The organism is Arthrobacter sp. efr-133-R2A-120 (assembly GCF_030209835.1).
In the GTDB taxonomy this organism is placed as follows: Bacteria; Actinomycetota; Actinomycetes; order Actinomycetales; family Micrococcaceae; genus Arthrobacter.
The window spans coordinates 96,003-117,813 of sequence record NZ_JARVRF010000013.1 but is presented as its reverse complement, the minus strand read 5'-3'; the positions used below and the strand labels follow the sequence as shown (position 1 = coordinate 117,813).

Annotated in this window: 26 protein-coding genes; 9 read left to right on the top strand and 17 right to left on the bottom strand. The window is 66.0% G+C overall.

Translation table 11 applies throughout. The annotated features are described in order from the left end of the window. Positions 1–16: 16 nt before the first annotated feature. From QRN52_RS08860 to QRN52_RS08850, 3 genes are all read right to left on the bottom strand, one after another. The gene (locus QRN52_RS08860; RefSeq protein ID WP_284752361.1) at positions 17–712 is read right to left on the bottom strand and encodes a maleylpyruvate isomerase family mycothiol-dependent enzyme; all 696 of its coding nucleotides are present in this window, start codon (positions 710–712) and stop codon (positions 17–19) included. 82 nt (positions 713–794) lie between these two features. Continuing rightward, positions 795–1,997 (bottom strand): YbfB/YjiJ family MFS transporter, encoded by a 1,203-nt coding sequence (locus QRN52_RS08855; protein WP_284752360.1) that lies wholly within the window; start codon positions 1,995–1,997, stop codon positions 795–797. Positions 1,998–2,005: 8 nt separating this feature from the next. Further along, positions 2,006–2,302, bottom strand: coding sequence for a muconolactone Delta-isomerase family protein (locus QRN52_RS08850; RefSeq protein WP_284752359.1), 297 nt, complete (start codon positions 2,300–2,302; stop codon positions 2,006–2,008). On the opposite strand from QRN52_RS08850, the gene QRN52_RS08845 reads away from it, so the two are divergent. From QRN52_RS08845 to QRN52_RS08835, 3 genes are all read left to right on the top strand, one after another. Continuing rightward, positions 2,297–3,370 (top strand): LysR family transcriptional regulator, encoded by a 1,074-nt coding sequence (locus tag QRN52_RS08845; protein ID WP_284752358.1) that lies wholly within the window; start codon positions 2,297–2,299, stop codon positions 3,368–3,370. The genes QRN52_RS08850 and QRN52_RS08845 overlap by 6 nt on opposite strands. A gap of 81 nt (positions 3,371–3,451) precedes the next feature. Next, on the top strand, positions 3,452–4,207 hold the full coding sequence (locus QRN52_RS08840) for an SDR family NAD(P)-dependent oxidoreductase (protein ID WP_284752357.1): 756 nt from the start codon (positions 3,452–3,454) through the stop codon (positions 4,205–4,207). Between the two features lie 25 nt (positions 4,208–4,232). Next, positions 4,233–4,613, top strand: a complete 381-nt coding sequence (locus QRN52_RS08835) for a YybH family protein (protein ID WP_284752356.1) — start codon at positions 4,233–4,235, stop codon at positions 4,611–4,613. Between the two features lie 27 nt (positions 4,614–4,640). Here QRN52_RS08835 and QRN52_RS08830 read toward each other — a convergent pair whose 3' ends face one another. After that, a complete protein-coding gene (locus tag QRN52_RS08830; protein ID WP_284752355.1) occupies positions 4,641–6,032 on the bottom strand; it encodes a glycosyltransferase 87 family protein in 1,392 nt (463 codons plus the stop codon). A 112-nt stretch (positions 6,033–6,144) separates the two neighbouring features. Here QRN52_RS08830 and QRN52_RS08825 point away from each other — a divergent pair, with 112 nt between their 5' ends. Continuing rightward, complete coding sequence (locus QRN52_RS08825) at positions 6,145–7,362, top strand: molybdopterin-dependent oxidoreductase (protein WP_284752354.1); 1,218 nt, start codon at positions 6,145–6,147, stop codon at positions 7,360–7,362. Continuing rightward, a complete protein-coding gene (locus QRN52_RS08820) occupies positions 7,362–7,874 on the top strand; it encodes a hypothetical protein (RefSeq protein WP_284752353.1) in 513 nt (170 codons plus the stop codon). The genes QRN52_RS08825 and QRN52_RS08820 overlap by 1 nt, the downstream gene beginning before the upstream one ends. Here the strand turns inward: QRN52_RS08820 and QRN52_RS08815 are convergent. The 12 genes from QRN52_RS08815 to QRN52_RS08760 form a co-directional block, all read right to left on the bottom strand. After that, a complete protein-coding gene (locus QRN52_RS08815; RefSeq protein WP_284752352.1) occupies positions 7,835–8,584 on the bottom strand; it encodes a methyltransferase domain-containing protein in 750 nt (249 codons plus the stop codon). The genes QRN52_RS08820 and QRN52_RS08815 overlap by 40 nt on opposite strands. Then, a complete protein-coding gene (locus QRN52_RS08810; RefSeq protein ID WP_284752351.1) occupies positions 8,584–9,288 on the bottom strand; it encodes a TIGR04282 family arsenosugar biosynthesis glycosyltransferase in 705 nt (234 codons plus the stop codon). Before QRN52_RS08810 ends, QRN52_RS08815 begins: the two co-directional genes overlap by 1 nt. After that, positions 9,285–10,097 carry a glycosyltransferase family 2 protein gene (locus tag QRN52_RS08805; RefSeq protein WP_350225140.1) on the bottom strand — a complete coding sequence of 271 codons (813 nt, stop codon included), beginning with the start codon at positions 10,095–10,097 and terminating at the stop codon, positions 9,285–9,287. Before QRN52_RS08805 ends, QRN52_RS08810 begins: the two co-directional genes overlap by 4 nt. Positions 10,098–10,175: 78 nt before the next feature. Continuing rightward, positions 10,176–11,240, bottom strand: coding sequence for an NAD-dependent epimerase/dehydratase family protein (locus QRN52_RS08800; RefSeq protein ID WP_284752350.1), 1,065 nt, complete (start codon positions 11,238–11,240; stop codon positions 10,176–10,178). Further along, the gene (locus tag QRN52_RS08795) at positions 11,237–12,190 is read right to left on the bottom strand and encodes an MTAP family purine nucleoside phosphorylase (protein ID WP_284752349.1); all 954 of its coding nucleotides are present in this window, start codon (positions 12,188–12,190) and stop codon (positions 11,237–11,239) included. Before QRN52_RS08795 ends, QRN52_RS08800 begins: the two co-directional genes overlap by 4 nt. Before the next feature lie 89 nt (positions 12,191–12,279). Continuing rightward, entirely contained in the window at positions 12,280–12,627 is a 348-nt protein-coding gene (locus QRN52_RS08790) for a DUF6510 family protein (protein ID WP_284752348.1), read from the bottom strand. Further along, positions 12,624–13,361 (bottom strand): FAD-binding oxidoreductase, encoded by a 738-nt coding sequence (locus tag QRN52_RS08785; protein WP_284752347.1) that lies wholly within the window; start codon positions 13,359–13,361, stop codon positions 12,624–12,626. The genes QRN52_RS08790 and QRN52_RS08785 overlap by 4 nt, the downstream gene beginning before the upstream one ends. A gap of 10 nt (positions 13,362–13,371) precedes the next feature. Continuing rightward, positions 13,372–13,965, bottom strand: coding sequence for a sulfite oxidase-like oxidoreductase (locus QRN52_RS08780; protein ID WP_284752373.1), 594 nt, complete (start codon positions 13,963–13,965; stop codon positions 13,372–13,374). A 111-nt stretch (positions 13,966–14,076) separates the two neighbouring features. After that, positions 14,077–15,150 carry a DNA polymerase IV gene (locus tag QRN52_RS08775; RefSeq protein ID WP_502869701.1) on the bottom strand — a complete coding sequence of 358 codons (1,074 nt, stop codon included), beginning with the start codon at positions 15,148–15,150 and terminating at the stop codon, positions 14,077–14,079. A 13-nt stretch (positions 15,151–15,163) separates the two neighbouring features. After that, the gene (locus QRN52_RS08770) at positions 15,164–15,790 is read right to left on the bottom strand and encodes a dihydrofolate reductase family protein (RefSeq protein ID WP_284752346.1); all 627 of its coding nucleotides are present in this window, start codon (positions 15,788–15,790) and stop codon (positions 15,164–15,166) included. Positions 15,791–15,841: 51 nt separating this feature from the next. Beyond that, the gene (locus tag QRN52_RS08765; RefSeq protein WP_284752345.1) at positions 15,842–16,267 is read right to left on the bottom strand and encodes a hypothetical protein; all 426 of its coding nucleotides are present in this window, start codon (positions 16,265–16,267) and stop codon (positions 15,842–15,844) included. 110 nt (positions 16,268–16,377) lie between these two features. Next, positions 16,378–17,358: a CapA family protein gene (locus QRN52_RS08760; protein ID WP_284752344.1), complete on the bottom strand. Its 981-nt coding sequence runs from the start codon at positions 17,356–17,358 to the stop codon at positions 16,378–16,380. Between the two features lie 251 nt (positions 17,359–17,609). Between QRN52_RS08760 and QRN52_RS08755 the strand changes: the two genes are divergently transcribed. The 3 genes from QRN52_RS08755 to QRN52_RS08745 all read left to right on the top strand — a co-directional run bounded on the left by QRN52_RS08755 (position 17,610) and on the right by QRN52_RS08745 (position 20,493). After that, entirely contained in the window at positions 17,610–18,911 is a 1,302-nt protein-coding gene (locus QRN52_RS08755) for a phosphoribosyltransferase family protein (RefSeq protein ID WP_284752343.1), read from the top strand. 123 nt (positions 18,912–19,034) lie between these two features. Then, positions 19,035–19,670 (top strand): dihydrofolate reductase family protein, encoded by a 636-nt coding sequence (locus tag QRN52_RS08750; protein ID WP_284752342.1) that lies wholly within the window; start codon positions 19,035–19,037, stop codon positions 19,668–19,670. Positions 19,671–19,692: 22 nt separating this feature from the next. Further along, the gene (locus tag QRN52_RS08745; protein WP_284752341.1) at positions 19,693–20,493 is read left to right on the top strand and encodes an SDR family oxidoreductase; all 801 of its coding nucleotides are present in this window, start codon (positions 19,693–19,695) and stop codon (positions 20,491–20,493) included. A 16-nt stretch (positions 20,494–20,509) separates the two neighbouring features. Here the strand turns inward: QRN52_RS08745 and QRN52_RS08740 are convergent, their stop codons facing one another. Beyond that, on the bottom strand, positions 20,510–21,067 hold the full coding sequence (locus QRN52_RS08740; RefSeq protein WP_284752340.1) for a hypothetical protein: 558 nt from the start codon (positions 21,065–21,067) through the stop codon (positions 20,510–20,512). A gap of 394 nt (positions 21,068–21,461) precedes the next feature. Between QRN52_RS08740 and trxA the strand changes: the two genes are divergently transcribed. Then, positions 21,462–21,788 carry a thioredoxin gene (gene trxA, locus QRN52_RS08735; RefSeq protein ID WP_284752339.1) on the top strand — a complete coding sequence of 109 codons (327 nt, stop codon included), beginning with the start codon at positions 21,462–21,464 and terminating at the stop codon, positions 21,786–21,788. Positions 21,789–21,811 lie beyond the last annotated feature (23 nt).

Sequence of the window (21,811 nt, the reverse complement as noted above, 5' to 3'; positions counted from 1 at the left end):
CCCGGATGGGGTTTGTTCAGGGGGTGAGGGGGCCTTGGAGAACGCGGATCGCGAGGGCTTTGTCGCCTTCGATGATCGCTGTTTCCAAGAGATTGGAGCGGCCCCAGAGACCCAGGTACATCCCGCGCGGCGGGGAGGTAATCGAGGCCTCGGTGGCTCCTTGGCCGAACCTCCAGCTGCCGGCCCCGGGTACCTGGAATGTCACTGTCCCCTCCGGCTGGGCCATACGACCCAGCCGAAGCTGTCGCGGGGTGAACATTGTCAGGATCTCGTCGATTCCGTCGAGCATGAAATCTGCTGAGAAAGAGGGAACCGCCAACCCTGATGCTTGGCACGCGTCGATGAGGTGGACGGCGTGTTCATGTGCCTGGCGCCGACGCCAGAAACCGGCTTTGCGCGGGGGTGGGCCAAAGTTCCAGCACTGCTCTTCGGGATCGAGCGCCGCCATTGTCCGTAGAAATGCGTCCGTGCCTTCGAGGAACCACGTTTCGGCGCCGGTGGCGGGTGGTGCCGGTTCCTCGACAAACTTCCCCGAAAGGACTATTTCGGCGGCCCAACGTTCGATTGACCCCAGATGCCCGAAGAGATCCTTGAGCGTCCAGCCAGGACAGGCCGGCACAGGACGAGCCAGGATGTCCTCGGGTTGGCGTGCCAGGACGCTTAGACGGTCCACGCTGCTGGCAAGCTCAGTAAGATAGCGATCCGGCGACATATCCCGAGCATAATGTGCCAGCTGGTTTCCCCGCGCTCGACATCGCGGCGGGGACTCGATGGGCCCCGCCAGAGAGGAATCCTCATTTTTCGGAAAGGGGCACGGCCGGCGTGGAGAACTGCCGAGCGGGCACGCGCCCCACGCCGGCAGCAGTAACGGCCGCGGCCAAAACGATTGCCCCAGCCGTGAGCAGCGCCGGGCCGTATCCCTGCTGCAGAATCGGGGCCACGACCAGCGGCCCGACGATCTGGCCAACGGAGTATCCCGCGGTGAGCAGCCCGACCGATCTCGGGAAGCGAAGCTCGTTGCCGACAGCAAGAGCGAGCGCACTGATCCCGACGAACGTTCCGCCGAAGAGGGCTGCCGAGGCGAGGTCGGCGCCGACGCCGTCCGTCAAGGCCGGGAGGGCGATGCCGACCCCCTGTAAGACGAGGGCGGCCAGCAGCAGGTGGAGGCGGGACCATCGCCGCCCCAACCGCATCCACAGTGCTGACGCCGGCACAGCGGCCGCTCCGGCCAGCACCCAGGCGCTGCATCCGAGCCCCCCTGTGGCCTTTTGTTCGATCGCGGCCACGAGGAACGTCCCGGCGACGATGTAGCCGGCGCCCTCAAGGGTGTACGAGGTGTACGAGATGAGCAGTGCCGCAAACCGCCCCGGCGCCCCCGGCCAAACCGGGCGAAGCTTAGCCCCGACGGCCGGCGTGGGGTCCCCGGGCGCCGTGCGCAGGGTCCAGCCGATCGCGGCAAGGACCGCGGTGAGCGCGGCAGACGCCCACCACGCGGCCCGCCAGTCGGTGATTGGCAGGAGCACTAGAACCAGCAGCCCAGACGCGGCGATTCCTGCGCCGACTCCGCCAAAGCCCCAGCCCGCCAAGTGGGCGTGGCTTTCCCGCAAACCGCTGAGGAGCGCGCTCACCGCAAACACGAAGATCAACGCGCTAGTCACGCCGGCCAGGCCGCGAAGGACCATCCACACGAACTCGCTCTCCGTGGCCGGCATCGCCGCCAGGCTCGCGATCAACACGGCGAAGGAGCCCCGAAGCGTGGCCCGCGAACGAGATACCGCGGGGAAAGCGATGCCGGCCAACGCGCCCGCGAGGTAGCCGACGTAGTTCGCGGTGGCCAGATGCGCCCCTGCGACCGTCGACAGACCCGCTTGGGCATGCATGGCGGGCAGGATCGGCGTGTACACGAACCGTCCGACGCCCATCCCCCCGGCCAGCGCTGCTGCGGCCTGCCCCACGTGGCACCAAGCTCTCATGGGGGAAGTCACTGCGGCGCTCACGATCGAATTCATGATGCCGTGCGGCCGGGGTCGTTCGGGTGGGACTCGAGCGCGGTCACCGTCACGGTCATCCACGGACGGAGCGGCAGCGTGCCGAGAACCTTCTCGTGCAGCTCGGCCTCGTCGGCCGCCCGCCAGGTCCCGATGCTACGCAGCTCGCCGACAGGACGCCACAACCGGACCAGGCGACCCGCGGCCGCCAGCTCCCGCGCGCGCGCCGCCTCGGCGGCGCGGCGACGGTCCACCTCGTCAGGGCTTGTGCCCTCGGGAACGCTCGTCGTGATCTCGACTAGGAACTCGTGCATGATCTGGCTCCGTTCTTTCCTCCGACGGCCCTTTCTGCAGGCCATCCCTTACCGCTTCATCGTCCGGCCTCTCCCGATTCAGCCGCCACGACCGGCGTCCTCGCTTGTGATAGGCAGAGCCTCCTAGCGGCGTACAATCGGGCCATGGAGCTGCGCCAGCTGCGGTATTTCGTAGCAGTCGCCGAAGAACTGAACTTCGGACGGGCGGCATCCCGGCTGCTCATTGCCGGCCCGTCCCTGTCCCAGCAGATCAAGGCGCTAGAACGGGATCTCGGCGTTCGTTTGTTCGACCGGGACCGGCGATCGGTAACCCTCACCCCGGCCGGAGCTGCCCTGCTCCCCGACGTACGCGATCTCCTGGCTCGCGCCGACAACGTCGAGCTGCGGGCGGCCCGCCTGTCCGGGACCGAGCCGGTGCGCCTGGGGTATGTCAGCTGGCTCCCGGCCGACCTCGCCGCGCGCACGGCGTCGGTGGCGCAGGTGCACGTGGACCCGTGGGTCGCGCCGTCGCACACCCAAGCGGAGCGGGTCGCCGAGGGGAGCCTTGACCTTGCGGTGTGTTGGGTTCGCGCGGCGGACCTTGAGGAACACGGCCTTCGCGCCGCGCTCCTCGGTGCCGATCGCCTCCACGCGGTCTCGGCCGGGGACACTGTCGGCGAGGTGGCGGCCCGGGACGTGGTTGCATTGCTCGACGACGACACCGCCTCGTGGTCGTCGTGGAACCTCTATGCCGGGCAGTTCGCGCGCGACACCGGCGCGCACACCCTCCGCATCGCCGACGGCGGCATCACCGGCCCCGCGTTTTTCGATCACGTACGGCGCAGCGGCCGCCCCGTACTCCGATCGCCGAAGGACATCATCGCCCCGATTCCGCCCGACCTGCATGAGCGCCCGGTCGTGGCACCGGAGGTGTACTGGACGTGGTCGCTGGTGTGGCGCTCCGACGAGACGCGGGCCGCCGTGCACGCCGTCGTCGAGGCCCTGTCCGCGGATCTCGGCGACCTCGACCTGCATCGCCCCGAGGTCTGGCTGCCCGCTGGCGACCCGCACCGTCGCCCGACTCCTTAAGCCGTTCTGGGAGCCTCGGACTACCAGCAGGGAGGACGGCGGTCGTGGCAGAAGCAGGCGGATCCGGATCACACTCGATACATGACCACAACGCAACCCACCCCCGCCTCCGCCCGCACCCTGCCCACCCGCCCAACCCTTAAGGTCGCCGTCGTCACCGGCGCGTCGCAGGGCATCGGCGCCAGCGTCGTCGCCGCCTACCGCAAGCTCGGCTGGGCCGTTATCGCCACGTCGCGCTCCATCCCGATGTCCGACGATCCCGAGCTAGTCACCGTGCAGGGAGACCTCGCCGACCCCGCAACAGCCGACCGCATCATCGCCACAGCGGTCGAGCGATTCGGGCGCCTCGACACGCTGATCAACAACGCCGGCGTGTTCATTGCCAAGGACTTCACGGACTACACGGCAGACGACTACGCGGCCGTGACCGGTGTAAACCTAGACGGATTCTTCCGCATCACCCAGCGCGCCGTCGAACAGATGCTGACCGTCGGCGCGGGCCACGTCGTCAACGTGACCACGAGCCTTGTCGACAACGCCGACTCCCGCGTTCCCTCGGTGCTGGCATCACTGACCAAAGGCGGCCTGCAGTCAGCAACAAAGTCGCTCGCCATCGAATACGCAACCCGTGGCATCCGGATCAATGCCGTGGCCCCAGGCACGATCAAGACCCCCATGCACTCGCCCGAGACGTATGCAGACCTCGCAGCACTGCACCCGGTAGGCCGCATGGGCGAAGTGACCGACATCGTCGACGCGATCGTCTTCCTTGAGCACGCCGGGTTCGTCACCGGCGAGATACTGCATGTCGACGGCGGCATGAGCGCCGGCCACTGACCACACCCACCAGAGGAGTAAACACATGACTATGACAGCAGCCGACGCGGAAATCCTGCGGAGCGTCCTCGACCCCTGGATAGCCGCCATTGACGCACACGACCCCGAAGGCATCGCCGAGCTGTTCACCGAAGACGCCGTCTTCCAGGGCCTACACCCGTACACTGTCGGCCGCCAGGGGGTTGCCGACTACTATGCCTCCCAGCCCCTCGGGCTGACCGCAGAGTACCGAATCCTCGAAACGAGGAGGCCCGCAAGCGACTTCGTCTACGGCTACCTCAGCGTCGAATTCGGGTTCGCCGACGGTCGGCCGACGCTGCCGGTACTCATCGGTGTCGCCGCACAGCGCAGCGGAGACGACTGGATGCTGGCGCTCTACCAGGTATCTCACCGGCCCGGACTCTGATCGGGATGCAGCCCTGCGTTTCGGACTTCACACCGTGCTTCGCAGCCGTCGCCTCAACACCGTGGCAACCACGAGAAGCACGACGACGGCGCCCAGGCCCACTCGCGCTGTCAACTGGCCGTAGGGTTCGGCCCCGGTGAAATACATCAGGGCCAGCACGGGAGCGATGCTGGTGAACTCGTAACGGCCGCTCAGCACCACGAACGGCAACAGCAACAGCGCGTACCAGGGGTAGCTGGGCGAGACGATCAGCAACATTCCTCCGACCATCAGCACCTGTCCGTCCCAAGGCCGGGAGACGTCGGTGGTCCGCCACACGTAAATGGCCAGGACGAGCAGCAGCACCAGTGCGGCCGAGGCCGCCCAACTGGCCGGGAGCAGCAGCTTCAACAGGGTGAAGCGCGGGCTGTCCTGCCCGTCGTATCCCTCCGAGCGAAGGTATTCGGGCAGATAGCCCAGTACAGCCCAACCGCTGGCGAGGAGATATGGCACGTATGTCAAGGCAAATGTGGCCACGGCCGCAGCCACAAAGCGGACCGGCCGCCGGTACAGCATGGCCGGGGCGCTGATGGCCGGAATGAGCTTGGTGGCCACCGCCGCGCCAAAGGCCACGCCGGAGCCCAGTGTGCGCCCGCCCACCAGCAGCAGCGCCGCGGCCAAGACCAGAGCGGTGCCCAACGCATCCACGTGCGCACCGTTGATGGCTTCAAAGGCCACCAGCGGGGACCATGCCCACCACACGGCTCGGTGTGCGGGCCTTCCGGTGCGGCGCAGGAACGTCAACAGCGCTGCCGTTATCGCGAGGCTGAGCAGCAGCCCGGCCAGCTGAAAGGCGATAAACCCCACTTCGGAACCGGGGATGAGCCGCACGGCCAGGAAATACAGCTCCGCCACCGCCGGATAGACGGTGGGCACGGCGGGCCTGTTGATGGCCGTGCACAGGATGCTGCCGCTTGGAATGTTGGTAGTGGTCTCCGTGCCCGTCGGGAAGGGATTGGCATGGCAGGTTCCGTCCGGTCCGGGGTCCTGGAACAGCCAGGCCGGCCGCAGCGGCCGCAGCGCCTCGTCCGCCGGAACGTGGGCATAAGGGGAGATTCCGGCTTTCTGGACGATGCCGTCCCACGCATAGCGTGCAGAGTCGTTGCTGGTGGCCGGCGGTGCGGCGATGGCCGCTGCTCCCACCAGAAGGGAGCCCAGGAGCACCACGGCGGCCGCGTACCGCGCAGGGATCCGGCGCGCCGCCAATGCTGCCGGGACGAAGACCGTCCAGGCGGCCAGCGTGCCAAGGGGGGACACCCACTCCGCGGCTGGATCGTTGGTGACCGTCCACCAGAGGACCCCGGCCAGCAATGCGACCAGAGCAAGTGCCACCGCCGCAGCCGCAATGCCGGACGCCCGCCGGGTTGTTGGTTCGCTCACCCTTCGATCGTGCACTACGTGCAGGCCGGCGGGCGATGAATCCAAGGGACCGTTTGCCTTTCGTAAGGTCTGGACCGGGACGACGGGAGGGTCTTGGTGGTCTGATCGAGGTATGGACAGATTGACCACTTTCCTCCAACAGCGGATGGAAGCGGTGAACGGACGGTTCTCCTCGCCCTTGCGCAGCAGGCGGCTTACAGTAGTGCTTGGCCGTTGGCTCGGCCTTGCCTTTACCGTTTGCTTCTTGACCGGGCTGTTCAGCCACCTTCTGCAGGATCCGCCAGATTGGATGCTTTTCCTTACCCGTCCCGTGTGGCTTTACGTGGCTACGCAGGGTATCCACGTCGCCACCGGGATAGCTTCCGTCCCTCTATTGGCCGCCAAGCTATGGTCCGTGTATCCCGAACTCTTGCGCTGGCCGCCGCTAAAGTCCGTGGTGCACGCACTCGAACGGGCCTCGATTGCGCTCTTTGTGGCTTCTTCGCTGGTGGAAGTCACCATCGGATTGCTCAACACTTTTCAGTGGTATCCTTGGCCGTTTTCCTTCAGGGATGTCCACTATTGGCTGGCCTGGGTCATCATCGGGTCCTTGGCGCTTCATATCGCTGTCAAGATGCCCCTCATCCTGGCCCATTGGAGCCGCCGATCGGACGAGGCCGCTATCGCCGCGGACACGGAGAGGGGAGTGCCGGCGGGCAAAACCGATCCGGCTGCCGTGAAGCCCGGAACCGGGCACGGCTGGAGCCGCAGGGGGTTCCTGGCGGCAATCACCGCCGGGACCGGCGTCGTCGTACTGGCGACGGCGGGCCAGTCGTTCGCCTGGCTGTCAGGCTTGAACCTCTTTGCGCCGCGACGAATGGACTCGGGCCCGCAAGGCGTACCCATCAACAGGACCGCAGCCCAGGCGGGTGTGGCAGATGCCGCGCTGGCCCCTGACTGGGTGCTGACCGTGTCCTCGGGATCGGTGCAGAAGACGTTCACTCTGGCGCAGCTGGCGGCCTTGCCGCAGTACAGCTATGGATTGCCCATCGCGTGCGTGGAGGGCTGGAGCCAAGGAGCCCAGTGGCGCGGTGTCCGAATCAGGGACCTGATGGCGACGGTGGGCGCACCGACGGATGCCGAGCTGCAGATTTCCAGTATGGAGAAGGGCGGCGTTTACGGTCGCTCCTTCATGCCTGCCGCGTACAGCCAGGACGAGCAGACGTTGCTGGCGCTCGAGCTCAACGGCGAACCACTTGACCTCGACCATGGCTATCCGGCACGGATCATCGCCCCCGGCCGTCCCGGAGTCCTGCAGACCAAATGGGTGCACAAAGTGGAGGTGATCTGATGCGGCTCCCTTTGGTGACTCCGTCGGCGCCCGGTGAACACAGGACTGTCTGGTGGGTGCGGGCAGCCCTGGGCGCCCTGGGCCTGGCTGCCCTCGGCTATGCCGTCTTCGGATTCCTGGCGAACGTGCCGCCTATGCAGCTGATCGGTGTGGCGGCCTGGCTTGCCGTGGCGTTATTGGTGCACGACGGCGTGCTGGTCCCGCTAACAACGCTGGCCGGCGGCGGCTTGTCGCGGCTGACGTATGGACTGGGCCCAGTTCAACAGGAGATAGTGCGCGGGGCCCTTTTGGTGGGGGCGGTGGTGACCCTGGTGGCAGCCCCGCTGATCCGCGCCCAGCAGGTGCTTCAGCCAGGGGGTCAGGGCAGTGGCGCCAACGGCACCGTCCTGCAGGGCGACTATACGCTGGCCTTGGGTGTCTTTTGGCTGGTTCTGGCAGTGGCCGCGGCGGTTGTCGTGGCCGCCGTCGGACTTTACGGCCGCCGTTCCAAGGTCAGAAAGACCCGGTTCTGAACGGTCCGGGTGGCCACGGCATCCAGCCCCGCCCGCGCCGCGTGGAAAGCGAGCGCTTTCGACCCGGCGCGGGCCCAGGGAAAGGCCGCGCTGGCGCGTCCGTCTGAATCCTCCAGCACAGCCAGGTAGGCCACATCGAGGAAGTCCGGGGCTTCGGCCTCAGCCAGTACGTGCCCGCCCGGCGCGAGCAGTGAGGCAACACGCTCAAGCAGCATCCGGATGTTTCCGCCGATGCCGATGTTGCCATCCAGCAACAGGGCCGAACCCCAGCCCCGCTCGTGCGGGACGGGGTCAAAGATGGAGCCGAGGATGGCCGCGCCGCCGCGGTCGGTGGCCAGCGCCACCGCGGCTGGGCTCGAATCGATGCCCATGGAGGCCAGCCCCAGTTCCCGGGCGGCCTCAAGCATCCGGCCTGGGCCGCAGCCCACATCGAGAACGGGCCCGCGGAGGGTGCGAAGCAGTTCGCGTTCGTCTGCCGTGGCGGGGCCCGACCAACCGAGCATGTTGAAGTGGACGCGCCCGATGGTTTCGTGCCAAGGAGATTCCGGACGCAGCGTCAGGCGCCCCTGGCCGAGGGGCAGGCTACGGGCGTAAGGTTCGTGCCCGCCCTGTCCGAATAGAGCTTGGCCAAACAAAGCTAGCGGGCCCATCCCCGCTGCAGAACCGTCTGCCCGGGCGCGGGGACCCTTGGGGACTGCCTGGGTGCTCATCACGGGGCAACCCTTCGGGTGGGTGCGGCCGCGGACGGGGCCTCAGCCGGCACGCCGGCCGCTGGCCGCCCCGTGGCCAGGCGCTCCACTGCGAGGGCAAACGGGGTTCCGCCACACTCCCGGGAGGCAGCGAAGGCATCGGAAAAGTAGTCCACATCCCTCAGGACGGGCAGCAGCCCCACGTCCAGGCCAGCGCAGGCCAGCCGGGCCAATTGGTGCGCTCCCGTTTGCGGGGTGGACATGTCCACCCCGCGGAGCAGACCGCCGTCGGGTCGGTACAGTCCCAACGCCCAAAAGCCACCGTCCGACGCCGGGCCGAACCACGCGCCGCGATGCGGCACCGGAGCGGGAGTTGCCCAGTCTGCCAGGAGCGGGGCCAACTGGTCCCCGCATAGCTGGGGCGTGTCCATGCCCAGGATCAACAGCGGTCCGGCCGTCAGCGAACAGATAGCCGCCAGCCGTTCGTCAAGGCCTCCGGCACTCTGGGCGAATACTTCAAAACCAGCAGCGTCCCCTTGGCGCGGGGAGCCGTCAAACACCAGCAAACGCCGGGCCGCGGGAAGGGACCGCACTGTTTCCAACGTCTGGCTCAGGCTTGTCTGGGCCAGGGCTGCGGCCTCCTCTGGAGTGAGCGGGGGAGTGAGTCGCGTCTTGACCCTGCCCGGGATGCATTCTTTGGCAATGACGGCGATGGTGAGATTCACGGCGTCGCTCCATGGGGACCCGCCGCTGGTCCGCCGCCCTTCGTCGCCTGAGTCCGCTGCGATGCGGCGGCCAACTGGGTCCCCATGTCTTTGAGCGCAGTGACGGTTCCGCGGAGTGTCCCCGTGACTTTGGACTTTCCTAGCCGCGGCGCATAGTCGACCGGAACTTCGGCCACACGCCAGCCGTCGCGGTGCGCTTTGAGGAACATCTCCAGCGGGTAGCCGCTGCGCCGGTCCCTCAGGTCCAGGCCGAGGAGTGCGCTGCGCCGAGCAAGCCTAAGGGGGCCAAGGTCAGTGACGGGGATGCCCGTTAGCCGGCGCAACCGCCGGCTCAGGGCCATGTTGGCCAGCCGGGCGTGGATCGGCCAGGCACCGCGGGCCGGACGCCGTGCACCCAACACCAGATCGGCACGGCCGGTGCGCACGAGCTCCAGCATCGGGGCCAGTTGGGCAGGGTCCAACGAACCATCGCAATCGCAAAAGGCCACAAACTCGGCCGTGGCCACCAGGAGTCCGGCATGTGCTGCCGCGCCAAAGCCGCGCCTCGCTTCGTCGACAACAGTGGCGCCCAGGCTCTCGGCCAGGGCACCGGAGCCGTCGGTTGATCCGTTGTCCACGACGATCGCGCGATATCCGGGTGGCAAGGCCCCCAGCACCTTGGGAAGGGCCGAACGCTCGTTGAGGCATGGCAACACCACGTCTACCAGCGCGGCGGCTGAACCCCCGCCGTCGTCCTCCGGTCCGTTTGGGATGCTGGGAACGCCGATTCGATCGTGCGAACCGCGTGCACCGCTTTGCTTTTTCTCCACCCTTTGACCGTAGAATCCGCAGGCCCGGTGCGACAGGCGGAAATCCTTACGGAACCGGGACTTTTGGCCGCCGGCAGCCTAGCTTTGATCCCCGCGTAGCGGTGCAGTAGAGAACTCCCGCATTCCGTCCTCGAAACCATGCCTCGGGAACCAGCCCAGCTCGGCCCGGGCCCGGGCCGAGCTGGCGGTGATATGTCGGACGTCGCCTAGCCGGAATTCGCCTGTGACCACCGGCTGGGGGCCCCCGGCAAAAGAACTCAGGACCGCCGCCACCTGCCCTACGGTGTGGACCTCGGAGGCGCCGATGTTGTATGCCCTCAGGCTGCCCGAGGCAACCCGGCCTCCCGCCAATGCGTCAATGGACAACAGATTTGCCTCAGCAGCATCTCCTACATGGATGAAACTGCGGCGCTGCCAGCCATCCTCGAACACTCGCACTGCCTCCCTGCGGGCCAGTGCAGAGCGGAACAGGCTGGCCACGCCCGCGTAGGGGGTGTTTTTGGGCATCCGGGGACCGTAGACGTTGTGGTACCGGAGGGCGATGGCGGAGCCTCCGGTTGAGCGCGCCCACGCGGAAGCGAGGTTCTCCTGCGCCAATTTTGAGGCTGCATAGACGTTCCGCGGATCCATGGCCGCGTCTTCGCTGACCAGAGCGGGCAACAGCAGCTCGCCGGTGGCAGGGTCGCGGGGGTCAAAGATTCCGTGCTCCAGATCCTCCACCCGGCGCGGGCCGGGGCGCACCGGCCTGCCTGCTGAATCGGTGTAGGCGCCTTCACCGTAGACCACCATGGAGGAAGCCAGGACAAGCTTGCCGATGCCGGAGGCCGCCATGCCTGCCAGGAGCACAGCCGTGGCCAGGTCATTGTTTCGGACGTAGTCCGGAGCGTCGAAGAAGTCCACGCCAAGGCCCACTTTGGCGCCCTGGTGAACGACGACGTCGACTCCCGCGAGCGCCTCTGCCACCGCGGCCGGGTCTCCGACGTCGCCCACGAACAGGGGCACTCCGGGAAGTCCAGGCGGCCGAACCGGGTGCACTGCCGGATCCAATGAATCCAGGACCCGGACCTCCCAGCCGCGGGCCACGGCGGCTTCGACGACATGGCTGCCTATGAAACCGGCACCACCGGTGACCAGAATCCTCACTGCACTTTTCGTCCCGCGCGGGGGCGGACGGGGCCGGCGGCGCCCATCACGGTGGCCACCGCCGTAGCCGGCATGAGCGCCATCCGCCATATTCCGTCGTCGTCCGCTGGCTCAGCGCCGGTCAGCCCCGCGGACACTGTCCGCACTGCGTCCGACAACACCGCGAAGATCCGTGGCTGCGCGGCTGCCAGGCGGCCCAGCACCAGTTCCGCCGTCACTGGCTCGGAGCCGTCGTGCCCCGTGTCGGCGTCGGTAATGAATGCCAGCGCCGCGAAGTGCATGTTCAACTCCGCCGCGAGCATCGGCTCCGGGTACTGGGTCATGCTGATCAAATGCGCGCCGGACTGAACCAGTGCCGCGGACTCGGCCTTGGTGGAGAAGCGCGGACCATTGATGACGGCCACGGTGCCCGACGCGGCGAAGTCTTCCCCTTGGCGCTCCAGGGCGGCGATGAGTGCCGCGCGCAATGGGACGCTGTAGGGCTCGGCAGCGGGCAGGTGCTGCACCCCGGTGGGCAGCGAGCCGTCGTAGAACGTGTCCGCCCGGCCCCAGGTTTTGTCCACGACCTGGTCCGGTACGGCAAAAGTGCCGGTTCCGTGGCTGGAAACCAGTCCGCCCACGGCCGCGGAGGACACAACAGCCTCCACGCCGAGGCTCTTGAGGGCCCAGAGGTTTGCGCGGTAGTTGATCTGCTGCGGGGCAACGCTGTGCCCCCGGCCGTGCCGGCTCAAGAATGCGACCACCGGCCCGCCGTCGTCGCCGGGGCCGTCCGGTGCGGCGAGCCGGGCGACCGTCACGGGACTGGAGGGAGGCCCGAACGGCGTCGGGACGTCCAGCGTGCTGAGCACGACGGCCCCGGGCAGCTTGTACAGGCCGGTGCCGCCAACGATCCCGATCCGGGGACGGGGTTCCAAGGGGGGTTCTGCGTGGGGTTCGGGCAGCGTTGACATGACCCCATCATGCCAACGCCGGCGTCCGGCGTCGCGGGTGGAATCCTTACGTGTCCGGAACGGGGCTGCCGGGACAGTCGGATGTTACCTTAGCGCTCGCGGTCGATCTGCAGATAGCTGAGTCCGCTTACATCGAGCCAGTACCGCGTGGGAGTCTCCACGAGGCGGAGCAGCACGCCCTCGCAGGACGCGCAGCGGACAACGATGCCCGGAGCGTCCACATACACCTTCGTCTCCCCGAAGACGCGGACCGCGCCGCAGTGCTTGCACTGTCCGATCGCTGCGACGATATCGAAGCGGAACAGTTCCCACAGCGGTCCTGCCACTGCGTTTCCGTCCAGATGCGGTATTGCGTTGCCTGGGATTCCGGCGATGTCCTGATCCTCGAAGCCCGGATCTTTAGTGCCCGGGGAATCGGAGCCGTTGTTGCCACTCACCGGGTTCCTCCCGTTCCGCCGAAGCGTTCGGTCTTGATCGAGGCAGCCGGATATCCCGCCTGCACGAGCCATTCCGCGACCGTTTCCACGAAGACCGTCTGGCCACATATGAAGATGTCCGGGACGGCGTCCGTCGGCAGGATGTTGGCCAGCAGGGTTTCTGCCGTGAGCCGTTGCGGAGTATTCGGCCAACCCTCCGGCGCCTTGCGTGTGTACACGTAGTCGATAGTGAGCTTGCGGGATTCCTGGCCCAAGGTTTGGAGTTCTTCCCGATAAAACCCTGCTTCGGGTGACTTGAGCGAATACAGCAGCCGGAACTGCGCCGGATTTTCCGATGCATGGTGTGCTCGGATCATGGACATGAGCGGTACGATGCCGGATCCTCCGGCAATCAACTGAACGGGGTTTGTGTCCGTTGGTTTCCAGACGAACCAGCCACCGACTGGTCCTCGGATCTCCAACTGGTCTCCGACCGCCAGTTCCCTGACCAGATAGGGGGAGACTTCGCCGTTGGCCAATTCGTCAACCGTGATCTCCAAGGTTTCTTCCATGTCTGCCCTGGACACGGAGTACGAGCGCACGGCCGTGTAACCGTCGTCGGCCGTGAGGCGAATGTCGATGTGCTGTCCGGCGAGGTTGCCGTTCAAGCCGTTCACCCGCAGGCCGATGGTTCGCGCGGTTTCCGTTTCGGGTATGCTGCTGACGACGTCGGCCACTCGCCATAGCGTGCTCATCCGGCGCACCTCATGAGTAGCGCTCCTCCCGCCACGGATCGCCGTGGATGTGGTACCCGTTGGACTCCCAGAAACCAGGAACGTCATCCTGCGTCAACTCGATGCCATTGATCCACTTTGCGCTCTTCCAAAAGTACAAATGCGGGACCAGGAGGCGGGCAGGTCCGCCATGGGCACGTTCAAGTGGCTCACCGTCGAATTCCCAAGCCACCCACGCCCTGCCGCCAAGAAGGTCCGGGAGCGGGACGTTGGTGGTGTATCCCCCGTAGGAGTGGGCCATCGTGAACCTGCAGTTTGTTTCCACGTCCTCAAACAGAGTGTCCAGGGACACCCCGCGCCACGTGGTGCCCAGCTTGGACCAGCTGGTCACGCAGTGGATATCCGTATGGATGTCCATCTGGGGCAATGCCATGAATGTGTCCCAGGACCACGCGTGACGCTGCCCTGACTCGGTGCTGATGAAGAATTCCCACTCGTCAGTCGGGATCCGGGGAGCGGGGCCGGCGGTAAGGACCGGGAAGCTGGCGGTCTCGTATTGGCCCGGTGGCAACGCTGGATTGCCGGTCTGCCGTCTTCCGTGAAATCCAGACGAGATGATGCCCATCATGTACCTCCGATGCGGAGTCTCAAGCCGACTGTGCTCGGTTCCCCAACGATAGGGCAACGGCCGGGCAGGGTCCAGACACTACGGCAAAGCCCAAGGGGAACGACGGCGTCACCAACCGCCGCGGGTGGGCGTATGTCCCTTTCGGGCATCGTCGGGCATCGCCATTTCGGCCCGCAGGCCCAGGAGCCGGATCGGACGTCCCGCTTCGATTCCCGCTGCGAGGTCCAAGGCCCGCGCGAGGATTTCGTTCCGGTCGAATGTCTCCGGAATCTTCTTCCCCTGGGTCGTGGTCAAGAACGGCGCGTACCGGACCTTCAGGGTCAGCCCGATGACGGGCCGTCCTTCGGCCACGACATCCTCAAGGACGTGCGCTGCCAGCTCCCTCACGGCGTCCTCCACTTGGGTCGGGTCCGTCAGATCCTGCTGGAAGGTGGTCTCGCGGCTATGTCCTCGGGCAACCCACGGTGTGTCGTCCACAATGCTGGCGCCGTCGCCTCGTCCGAGCTGCGCGTACCACGGACCCATCCTGGGGCCGAACTCCGGGACCAGGTCCTGGGGATTGGAGGCGGCAAGTTCGGCGACCGTGTTGATGCCGAGTTTGGCTAGCCGGGCCGACACCCTGGTGCCGACGCCCCACAGATCCTTGGTGGGCCGGCTGCCCATGACGTCGAGCCAGTTCCCTGCGGTGAGGCGGAAGACTCCGGCCGGCTTTCCGAACCCAGTGGCCACCTTGGCCCGGACCAAGGTGTCGCCGATGCCCACGCTGCAATGCAGTTGCGTTCGCACCAGGACGGCCGCCTGCACTTGCCGGGCGTAGGCTTCCGGATCCTCCGCCTCGACGCCGACAAAGGCTTCATCCCAACCCAGCACCTGTACTGTGGCTCCTGGCTGCGAGCGCAGGGTAGCCATCACCATTTCAGACGCCTCGAGGTAAGCCTCGTGATCGACGGGCAGGATTACGGCGTCGGGCACTTTCCGGGCTGCAATGCGCAAGGGCATTCCGGAACCCACACCGAACGCCCTGGCTTCGTATGACGCGGTCGACACCACGGCCCGTTCCGTGGGGTCGCCCCGACCGCCGACAATGATCGGCTTGCCCGCAAGTTCCGGCCGTCGGAGCACTTCGACCGCTGCGATGAACTGGTCGAGATCAACGTGCAGCACCCACGGGATTCCGCTCACACGCCACCAGCTGTCATGTCTGCGCGCGCTCCGCCTCGATGTCGACGCCTGTGACCACATCGCCCGCGCGCTCATAGACGAGCCAGATCGCGCCCTTCGGGAAGGCTTGAGGTGGCTGGGCGAGCGTGAAGGCGGCGGGAACCGTACCCTCCCGGAAGATCCGCTTGCCTGCGCCGAAAGTCACCGGGTACAGCCAGAGATTCAGCCGGTCGACGAGGTCCTCGGCGAGGAGGGTCTGAAAGAGGCCGCCGCTGCCGATGACGTGGGTCTCGTCGTGGCGCTCGCGGATCCCGCGGACCTCGGTTGCGACATCCGTCAGCACCGTCGTCCCGGCCCAAGAGGGGTCAGTGATTGTGTGTGATGCGACATATTTCGGCACGGTGTTGAACCGGGCCGCGATCGGGTCGTCGGCGGGTGCGGTGGGCCAGAAACCAGCGAAGATGTCGTACGTCTTCCGCCCAAGCAGAAGCGCGTCGAGGCGTTCAATGCCCGCGCCTATCGCCTCGCCGGACTCCTTGTCGAAGTATGGTGCCTGCCAGCCGCCGAACTCGAAGCCGCCCTCGCGATCTTCGTCGGGCCCGCCTGGAGCCTGATAGACCCCGTCGAGGGTACTGAACAAGTCGACCACGATGATTCCCACAGGCCCCATTTTTCGGCGCGCGCTGCGAGAAGGCAAGAGCTTGTACGAAACCTAGCTATTCGCTGGGTCCCGCTCGTCGAACAGGCGCGTCAGGCAATCGGCATAATGGGTCATTGCGTCCGCGAAATTGAGAAGTTGGACTCCGCCGTGGGTGGCCTCTGCCCTATCGGTGCTAGCTTCGTCGGCGTGGCAGAGGAGTGGCTCGCAACTCGTTCCGTTCGCGGTGAGCCTTGCGATTCCCCAAGGATGGCTCGGGTCGGTGACTGCTATACCTGCTGCGTCGAAGGTGTCGCGGAGGACGTACCTTGTGACTGTCCTCCATGACTGCAGGAACTGTGGCTGCAGTTGTTCAATGAGTTCGTCGTCGTTGCTGCGGTAAGCGCGTCCTAGGTCCATGGAAAGCTCGTCCCACTCCTGGGCGTCGCGGACCATGAGGTGTCCGGCCCGCAACCGGGCTATGGTTTCGTTCAACGTCATGGTCAGTCCCCAAACTTCCTGTCGTATCTGTTCCTGCCTACGAAGCAGGTCATCAAGGGGAAGAACGGACGGGAACCCGGCATGATTCCCACGCCGGCAGCAATCCACGATCATGAGACCACGTCGATCGGTATTTCCAAGACTCGGTCGCTCTCGATCCACGTGCTCCGGGTGCCGAACTGCCTGCTCAGCCTTTGCATCCGCTCGGCGATTTTCCCCGCGCTCCGGCTCGCCAGCCGGGTTTGCAGGCGGGCGATGTTCGTCGGATGCAAGCGCAACGTGCTGGGTACGTTTCCATCTGTTTCCAGGAGGAAGACGAACGACTGATCGTTGCGTTCGTCCGGGTCAACCGCGTAATCATCCACAAAGTCGCCGGCGCTGTAGACAATGGGCCGGCCCCTGTAGATTTCGATGCCGCGGAATATGTGGGCCGAATGGCCGAACACGACGTCGGAACCCGCGTCTATCAGCGCCCGGGCCAGGCTCTGGTGCGCGGACGGGACCTTGGACCCCCAATTGGCGCCCCAGTGTGCTGAAACGACCAGCAGCTGGCTGTGGTCTTTCGTCCGACGGACCATGTCCAGCAAATCCTTCACCCGGCGGTCACCGGAGTCGACCGGGACATAGTAGGTTCCTGGAGCTCGGGCGGTTGCTTCCCAGCCCGGTTCATTGTCGGTGAAAGCAATAAATCCGACCGCAGTGGGTCCTGCCCGCCGGACCGCCGGGCTGCGGGCAGATTCCAGGTCGATCCCTGCCCCCGCATGCAGGATCCCGTTCGCGTCGAGTGTCGGCAGCATTTCCAAGAGCGCATCGACTCCGTAGTCGAGTACATGGTTGTTGGCCAGCGAGACCACGTCGATCCCCGCCGAGCGCAGGCTCTCCACGTTCCTTGCATCCGAGCGGAAGTGGTACATCTTGCCGGCCGCAGGCGTTCCGTCGTCCGCGAGAACGCATTCCAGATTCGCGAATCGGATGTCAGCCTGCCGGAGGACCGGGAGGGTATCGCCCCAAGGGTAGTCGGTAGCAGCCACCTTGAGCTCGTCGTTGACCAGCCGACCGAGCATGACATCTCCGAGGAGGGCTATCCGCATTCTCCACCTCCAACGTCGCAGGCCTTTGGTATCAGGATGGGCCGCTTCGCCGCCTGGTGCCAGTCAACCGACGGACGCGAAAACCGGCGTCGAACCCCAAGGGGTGCCGCTTGAGCCGTTCTTCACGGAAAGGCCTCGCGTGGTCCGGATTCGTGGGGGATAGTTGGATCAGGAGGCCGCCCCGCGTGTATTGCTTGCTGCTTTCCGGTCTGGACGTGGAGCGCGGCGGCTTTGATGGGAATGTCGCGACGATGGGGATTTTTCAGGACAGGGCTGATGCAGGACGGCAGTTGGGGCTGCGGCTGGCGCATCTGCGTGGTCAAGAGGCAGTCATCCTAGGGGTGCCACGCGGCGGGGTTCCGGTGGCCTTTGAGGTTGCAGCGGCCTTGGATGCGCCGCTGGACGTGATCGTTGTGCGGAAGCTGGGAGTCCCGTCCCAGCCCGAACTCGCGATGGGCGCCATCGGGGAGGACGGCACATATGCGCTCGAGCGGAGCGTCCTCGCAGCCACAAGGGTCAAACAGGAAGAACTGCGGGCTGTTGAGCGGCGGGAGCGGGCCATCCTCGAGGACCGGGTGGCCAGGTTTCGCGCCGGCCGGGGCCGCGTTGACTTGAAAGGCCGCATCGCCGTCGTCGTCGATGACGGGATCGCTACGGGGTCAACCGCCAGGGTGGCATGCCGGATTGCACGGAACTTGGGGGCCGCCAAGGTGGTACTGGCCGTTCCTGTCGCCTCGTCCGACGTCCTCGCGGGACTGACGGAACCGGACGACGTGGTGTGCCTTGCCACGCCGCCGCGGCTTACGGCTGTCGGCTACCACTACCGTGATTTCTCGCCGACGGGCGACGACGAGGTGGTGTGGCTGCTCGCCGCCGCTGCCAAGCGCCTGCAAAATGCCTCTTCAACCGTGGAAGACCGCGGCCTTGACGAGGAGGTCCATATTCCCGCTGACGGGTTGTGGCTTCAAGGACACTTTCATTTGTCCGGATCAGCTGCCGGAGTGGTGGTGTTCGCTCATGGGAGCGGTAGCGGCCGCCACAGCCCGAGAAATAGATTTGTCGCCACAACGCTTCAGCGGGCTGGCCTGGGGACCTTGCTGCTTGACCTGCTCAGCCCAGGGGAGGAGCTCAATCGTGCCAATGTGTTCAACATCGAACTGCTTGCGCGCAGGTTGATCGCGGCAACGGGATGGCTTAGCGGGAGGCCGGACGCGGCCTCATGCAGCGTGGGATACTTCGGCGCGAGTACCGGTGCCGGCGCCGCATTGTGGGCGGCGGCCGAGCTCGGGGAGAAGATCAGCGCAGTCGTCTCGAGGGGAGGCCGTCCGGACCTGGCGGGTGCGAGGCTTGCCATGGTGCGGGCCCCGACGCTCTTGATTGTCGGGAGTGCGGATCACCGGGTGCTCGAACTCAACCGCCGGGCGCAAGCCGTGATGGGCTGCCCCAACCGCCTCGAGCTTGTCCCGGGGGCCACCCATCTCTTCGAAGAACCCGGAACATTGGAGGCGGCGGCGATTCTCGCCAGGGATTGGCTTGTTCAGTACCTGCCGTAAGGCCGGACAGTGGTCCCTTGAACCTCTGTTCGCTCCAGGGCTAGCATTGCCGCCACGGGACCCGGCTGTCCTTGGCCGAGGCCCAGGGGGAAACCGACGTCGATCATATTCGAGGAGACGGGCATGGGCGAGACAATGGCGGATGCGTCATCAGCGAACCTGATGGTCGACTTGATCATATCCTTGGACGGGTATGCCTCAGCCGAGGGATGGCCCGGCTGGTGGGGTCTGGAGGCTCCGGAATACCTGGCGTGGCTCGGGCAGGAGGGGGAGAAGGGTTATACCTTCCTTCTCGGGGCGAAGACCTACCGGCTTATGTCCAGGATGTCAGAGGAAGCCGCAGCCGAGGACTCGGGATTCTCCGAGGATGAGGGTGCCGCCCTGACCGGCCTTGCCGCCGTGCCGAAGGTCGTCTTCTCCTCCACGCTGCAGGCTCCCTTGACGTGGCCGAACTCGCAGCTGGTCACCGGGGACGCGATCGAGGCCGTGGCGGAGATGAAACGGACCCGGACCGGGCCCCTGAGCACTCTCGGGAGCCTGAGCCTGTGCCGGTCGTTGCTGACTGCTGGCCTCGTGGACAGGTTCCGGGTGGTCCTTTTCCCGGTGATCACGGGCAGCACCGGTCGGGAGCGGATTTACGACGGCTATCCGGATGTCTCGCTCGAGATGGTGGAAAGCAGGACCTTCGATGGTCGGCTCCAACTGCTCGAGTACGTCCCCACCGTGCTCAGCGGTCCGCCGGGCAGCGGTCCGGCGTGAGCCGATCCGAAGGGAAACGGCCGTGAACTCGACGATTTTGGTGACGGGTGGAACCGGCACGCTAGGGCGGCTGGTGGCTTCGCGCCTACGGGGCGGGGGCTACTCCGTGCGCGTGGCGGGACGCCATGCCCCTCCACCGGAGCAAGACATCGAATTCGCGCAGTGTGACCTCGACACCGGCGACGGCATCGAAGCCGCCTTGAGCGGTGTCCGGACCGTGGTGCATTGCGCGGGCACCCAGAAGGGCGACGGCGACAAGGCGCGCCACCTCGTCGCCGCGGCTTCCCGAGCGGACGTGACGCACCTTGTGTTCATCTCGGTCGTGGGGGCCGACACGATCCCGGTCAAGAGTAGGTTCGACCGTGCGGCTTTCGGCTACTTCGCGTCCAAACGGGATGCGGAGGAGGTCGTGGCCGGGTCCGGGATCCCCTTCAGTACCCTCCGCGCCACGCAGTTCTTCGAGTTGTCGCTCTTGACCGTGCGGGCCATGGCCAAGCTTCCGGTCATTCCGGTGCCGAAGGGCTTCCGGTTCCAACCGGTGGACGCTGGCGAGGTCGCGGACCGGCTCGTCGAGCTCGCTCTCGCTCAGCCCGCTGGCCTTGTGCCCGATCTCGCCGGTCCGGTCTGCTACCCGATGGGTGAGCTCATCCGCTCCTATCTCGCCGCAGCCGGTCTGCGGCGCCTACTCGTCCCCGTTCATATGCCGGGGCATGCCGCCAAGGCAATCCGAGCGGGCGCCAACCTGTCCGAGGACAGGGCCGTCGGGCGCAGAACCTGGGAGGAGTTCCTCACCGAGCAGGTTTCCACGGCTGTCCGGAGGTGACCCCACTGGTGCGGGCTCAACGTCCCACGTCGTCAGCGACCGGGGGTTGCGCGGCGTGCCTGGCCCGCGCCGCCGGTTCAACTAAGTCCACGGCGTAGGGTTTGGTGGCCGAGCGCTGCAACGGAAGGCGCAAGCGCACCTGATAAGAGCCATTCCGGAACTTGGCGCGGGGATCCATCTGGATAACCAGGAGTGGCTCTTGGCGGGATGCGTCCACCCTCAGCAGCATTCCGTGCCGGCGACCATCAACGAGCAGTGGGGTCGCAGGCTCCACCGCGGTCTGCTTGAGGACTTCCTGATATTTCGGACCCGCCGCCAAGAACAGGATTCCATGGGAGAACCCGACTACTCGCAACGGGATTGCCGTGTCAGGCTGCCGGTCGGGCCCGGGGCTTCTTTCGTGTTCCTTCGCAAAGGATTCCGTCACTGACTTTAGCGATCGATCGCACTCCTGGCACCTGGCCCGCGTCCCGACGTCGGCCAAAAGGGTCACAAGCAGCCCCCTGGGGGCGGTGCTCCATTTGTCGGAAACGATGTGGCACCACGCCGGGTGGTACTCCTCCCCGTACTTCATGACATAAACCTGATCTTCGCCGAGGAGGGGTTTGCCCTCCCGCCTGGCGGCCGGCTCCACGGGTCTAAGAGCGCCGAGGCCTTTGGCATCTGGGCGGCCTGCGTGACTGCGCTTGAGGTATGTGCGGATCCATGGATTGAGTGGACGTTTTGGGCTAGGAATTGCGGGGCCTTCCTGTGCGGAGGGAGTATGTTCGTCCCTCATTACCCCCTACCTAGCTTGATGGCTTTTCGAGCAAGTCGCCAGTCCGGCTGCCGTAGTCCGTCATCGTCCGCCCCTTGACTTTTCCCCTAGGGGAAGGTGCAAAGGTGGAGCGCAGGTCGGCCTCCAGCCGGTGTGGCAGCTAACCGCTGGGGTGGGGGAGTAGCCCGGGCCATTCAATAAGGGGAAAAGCATGGCAAAAAACAAGGAGGTCACTGACGCGTCTTTCGACGCCGACGTGCTGAAGTCAGCCAAGCCCGTCGTCGTCGAATTCTGGGCGGATTGGTCTGGACCTTGCACTAGGCTTTCTCCCGTCCTGGAACAGCTCGCGGTCGAATACGCCGACAAAATCGAGGTTGTAAAAATCAATGTCGATGAGAATCCCGAAACCGCGGGTGCCTTCGGCATCAGCTCAGTCCCGTCGGTGTCCTTGTTCAAGGACGGCAAACGAAGAATCTCCGTGATCGGCGTCGGCGCGATGCGGTACTTCGAAATGGAATTCGCTGAGTACTTACGCTGACTCTTCTTCACCCCATGAGCGCC

What these genes read in the sequence shown, in the direction of transcription:
- QRN52_RS08840 (WP_284752357.1), top strand. Translation starts at nt 3,452, where the DNA reads ATGACCACAACGCAACCCACCCCCGCCTCCGCCCGCACCCTGCCCACC.
- QRN52_RS08820 (WP_284752353.1), top strand. Translation starts at nt 7,362, where the DNA reads ATGCGGCTCCCTTTGGTGACTCCGTCGGCGCCCGGTGAACACAGGACT.
- trxA (WP_284752339.1), top strand. Translation starts at nt 21,462, where the DNA reads ATGGCAAAAAACAAGGAGGTCACTGACGCGTCTTTCGACGCCGACGTG.
- QRN52_RS08825 (WP_284752354.1), top strand. Translation starts at nt 6,145, where the DNA reads ATGGACAGATTGACCACTTTCCTCCAACAGCGGATGGAAGCGGTGAAC.
- QRN52_RS08860 (WP_284752361.1), bottom strand. Translation starts at nt 712, where the DNA reads ATGTCGCCGGATCGCTATCTTACTGAGCTTGCCAGCAGCGTGGACCGT.
- QRN52_RS08795 (WP_284752349.1), bottom strand. Translation starts at nt 12,190, where the DNA reads ATGTCAACGCTGCCCGAACCCCACGCAGAACCCCCCTTGGAACCCCGT.
- QRN52_RS08780 (WP_284752373.1), bottom strand. Translation starts at nt 13,965, where the DNA reads ATGGGCATCATCTCGTCTGGATTTCACGGAAGACGGCAGACCGGCAAT.
- QRN52_RS08755 (WP_284752343.1), top strand. Translation starts at nt 17,610, where the DNA reads ATGGGGATTTTTCAGGACAGGGCTGATGCAGGACGGCAGTTGGGGCTG.
- QRN52_RS08765 (WP_284752345.1), bottom strand. Translation starts at nt 16,267, where the DNA reads ATGACGTTGAACGAAACCATAGCCCGGTTGCGGGCCGGACACCTCATG.
- QRN52_RS08740 (WP_284752340.1), bottom strand. Translation starts at nt 21,067, where the DNA reads ATGAAGTACGGGGAGGAGTACCACCCGGCGTGGTGCCACATCGTTTCC.
- QRN52_RS08760 (WP_284752344.1), bottom strand. Translation starts at nt 17,358, where the DNA reads ATGCGGATAGCCCTCCTCGGAGATGTCATGCTCGGTCGGCTGGTCAAC.
- QRN52_RS08750 (WP_284752342.1), top strand. Translation starts at nt 19,035, where the DNA reads ATGGGCGAGACAATGGCGGATGCGTCATCAGCGAACCTGATGGTCGAC.
- QRN52_RS08785 (WP_284752347.1), bottom strand. Translation starts at nt 13,361, where the DNA reads ATGAGCACGCTATGGCGAGTGGCCGACGTCGTCAGCAGCATACCCGAA.
- QRN52_RS08835 (WP_284752356.1), top strand. Translation starts at nt 4,233, where the DNA reads ATGACTATGACAGCAGCCGACGCGGAAATCCTGCGGAGCGTCCTCGAC.
- QRN52_RS08815 (WP_284752352.1), bottom strand. Translation starts at nt 8,584, where the DNA reads ATGAGCACCCAGGCAGTCCCCAAGGGTCCCCGCGCCCGGGCAGACGGT.
- QRN52_RS08850 (WP_284752359.1), bottom strand. Translation starts at nt 2,302, where the DNA reads ATGCACGAGTTCCTAGTCGAGATCACGACGAGCGTTCCCGAGGGCACA.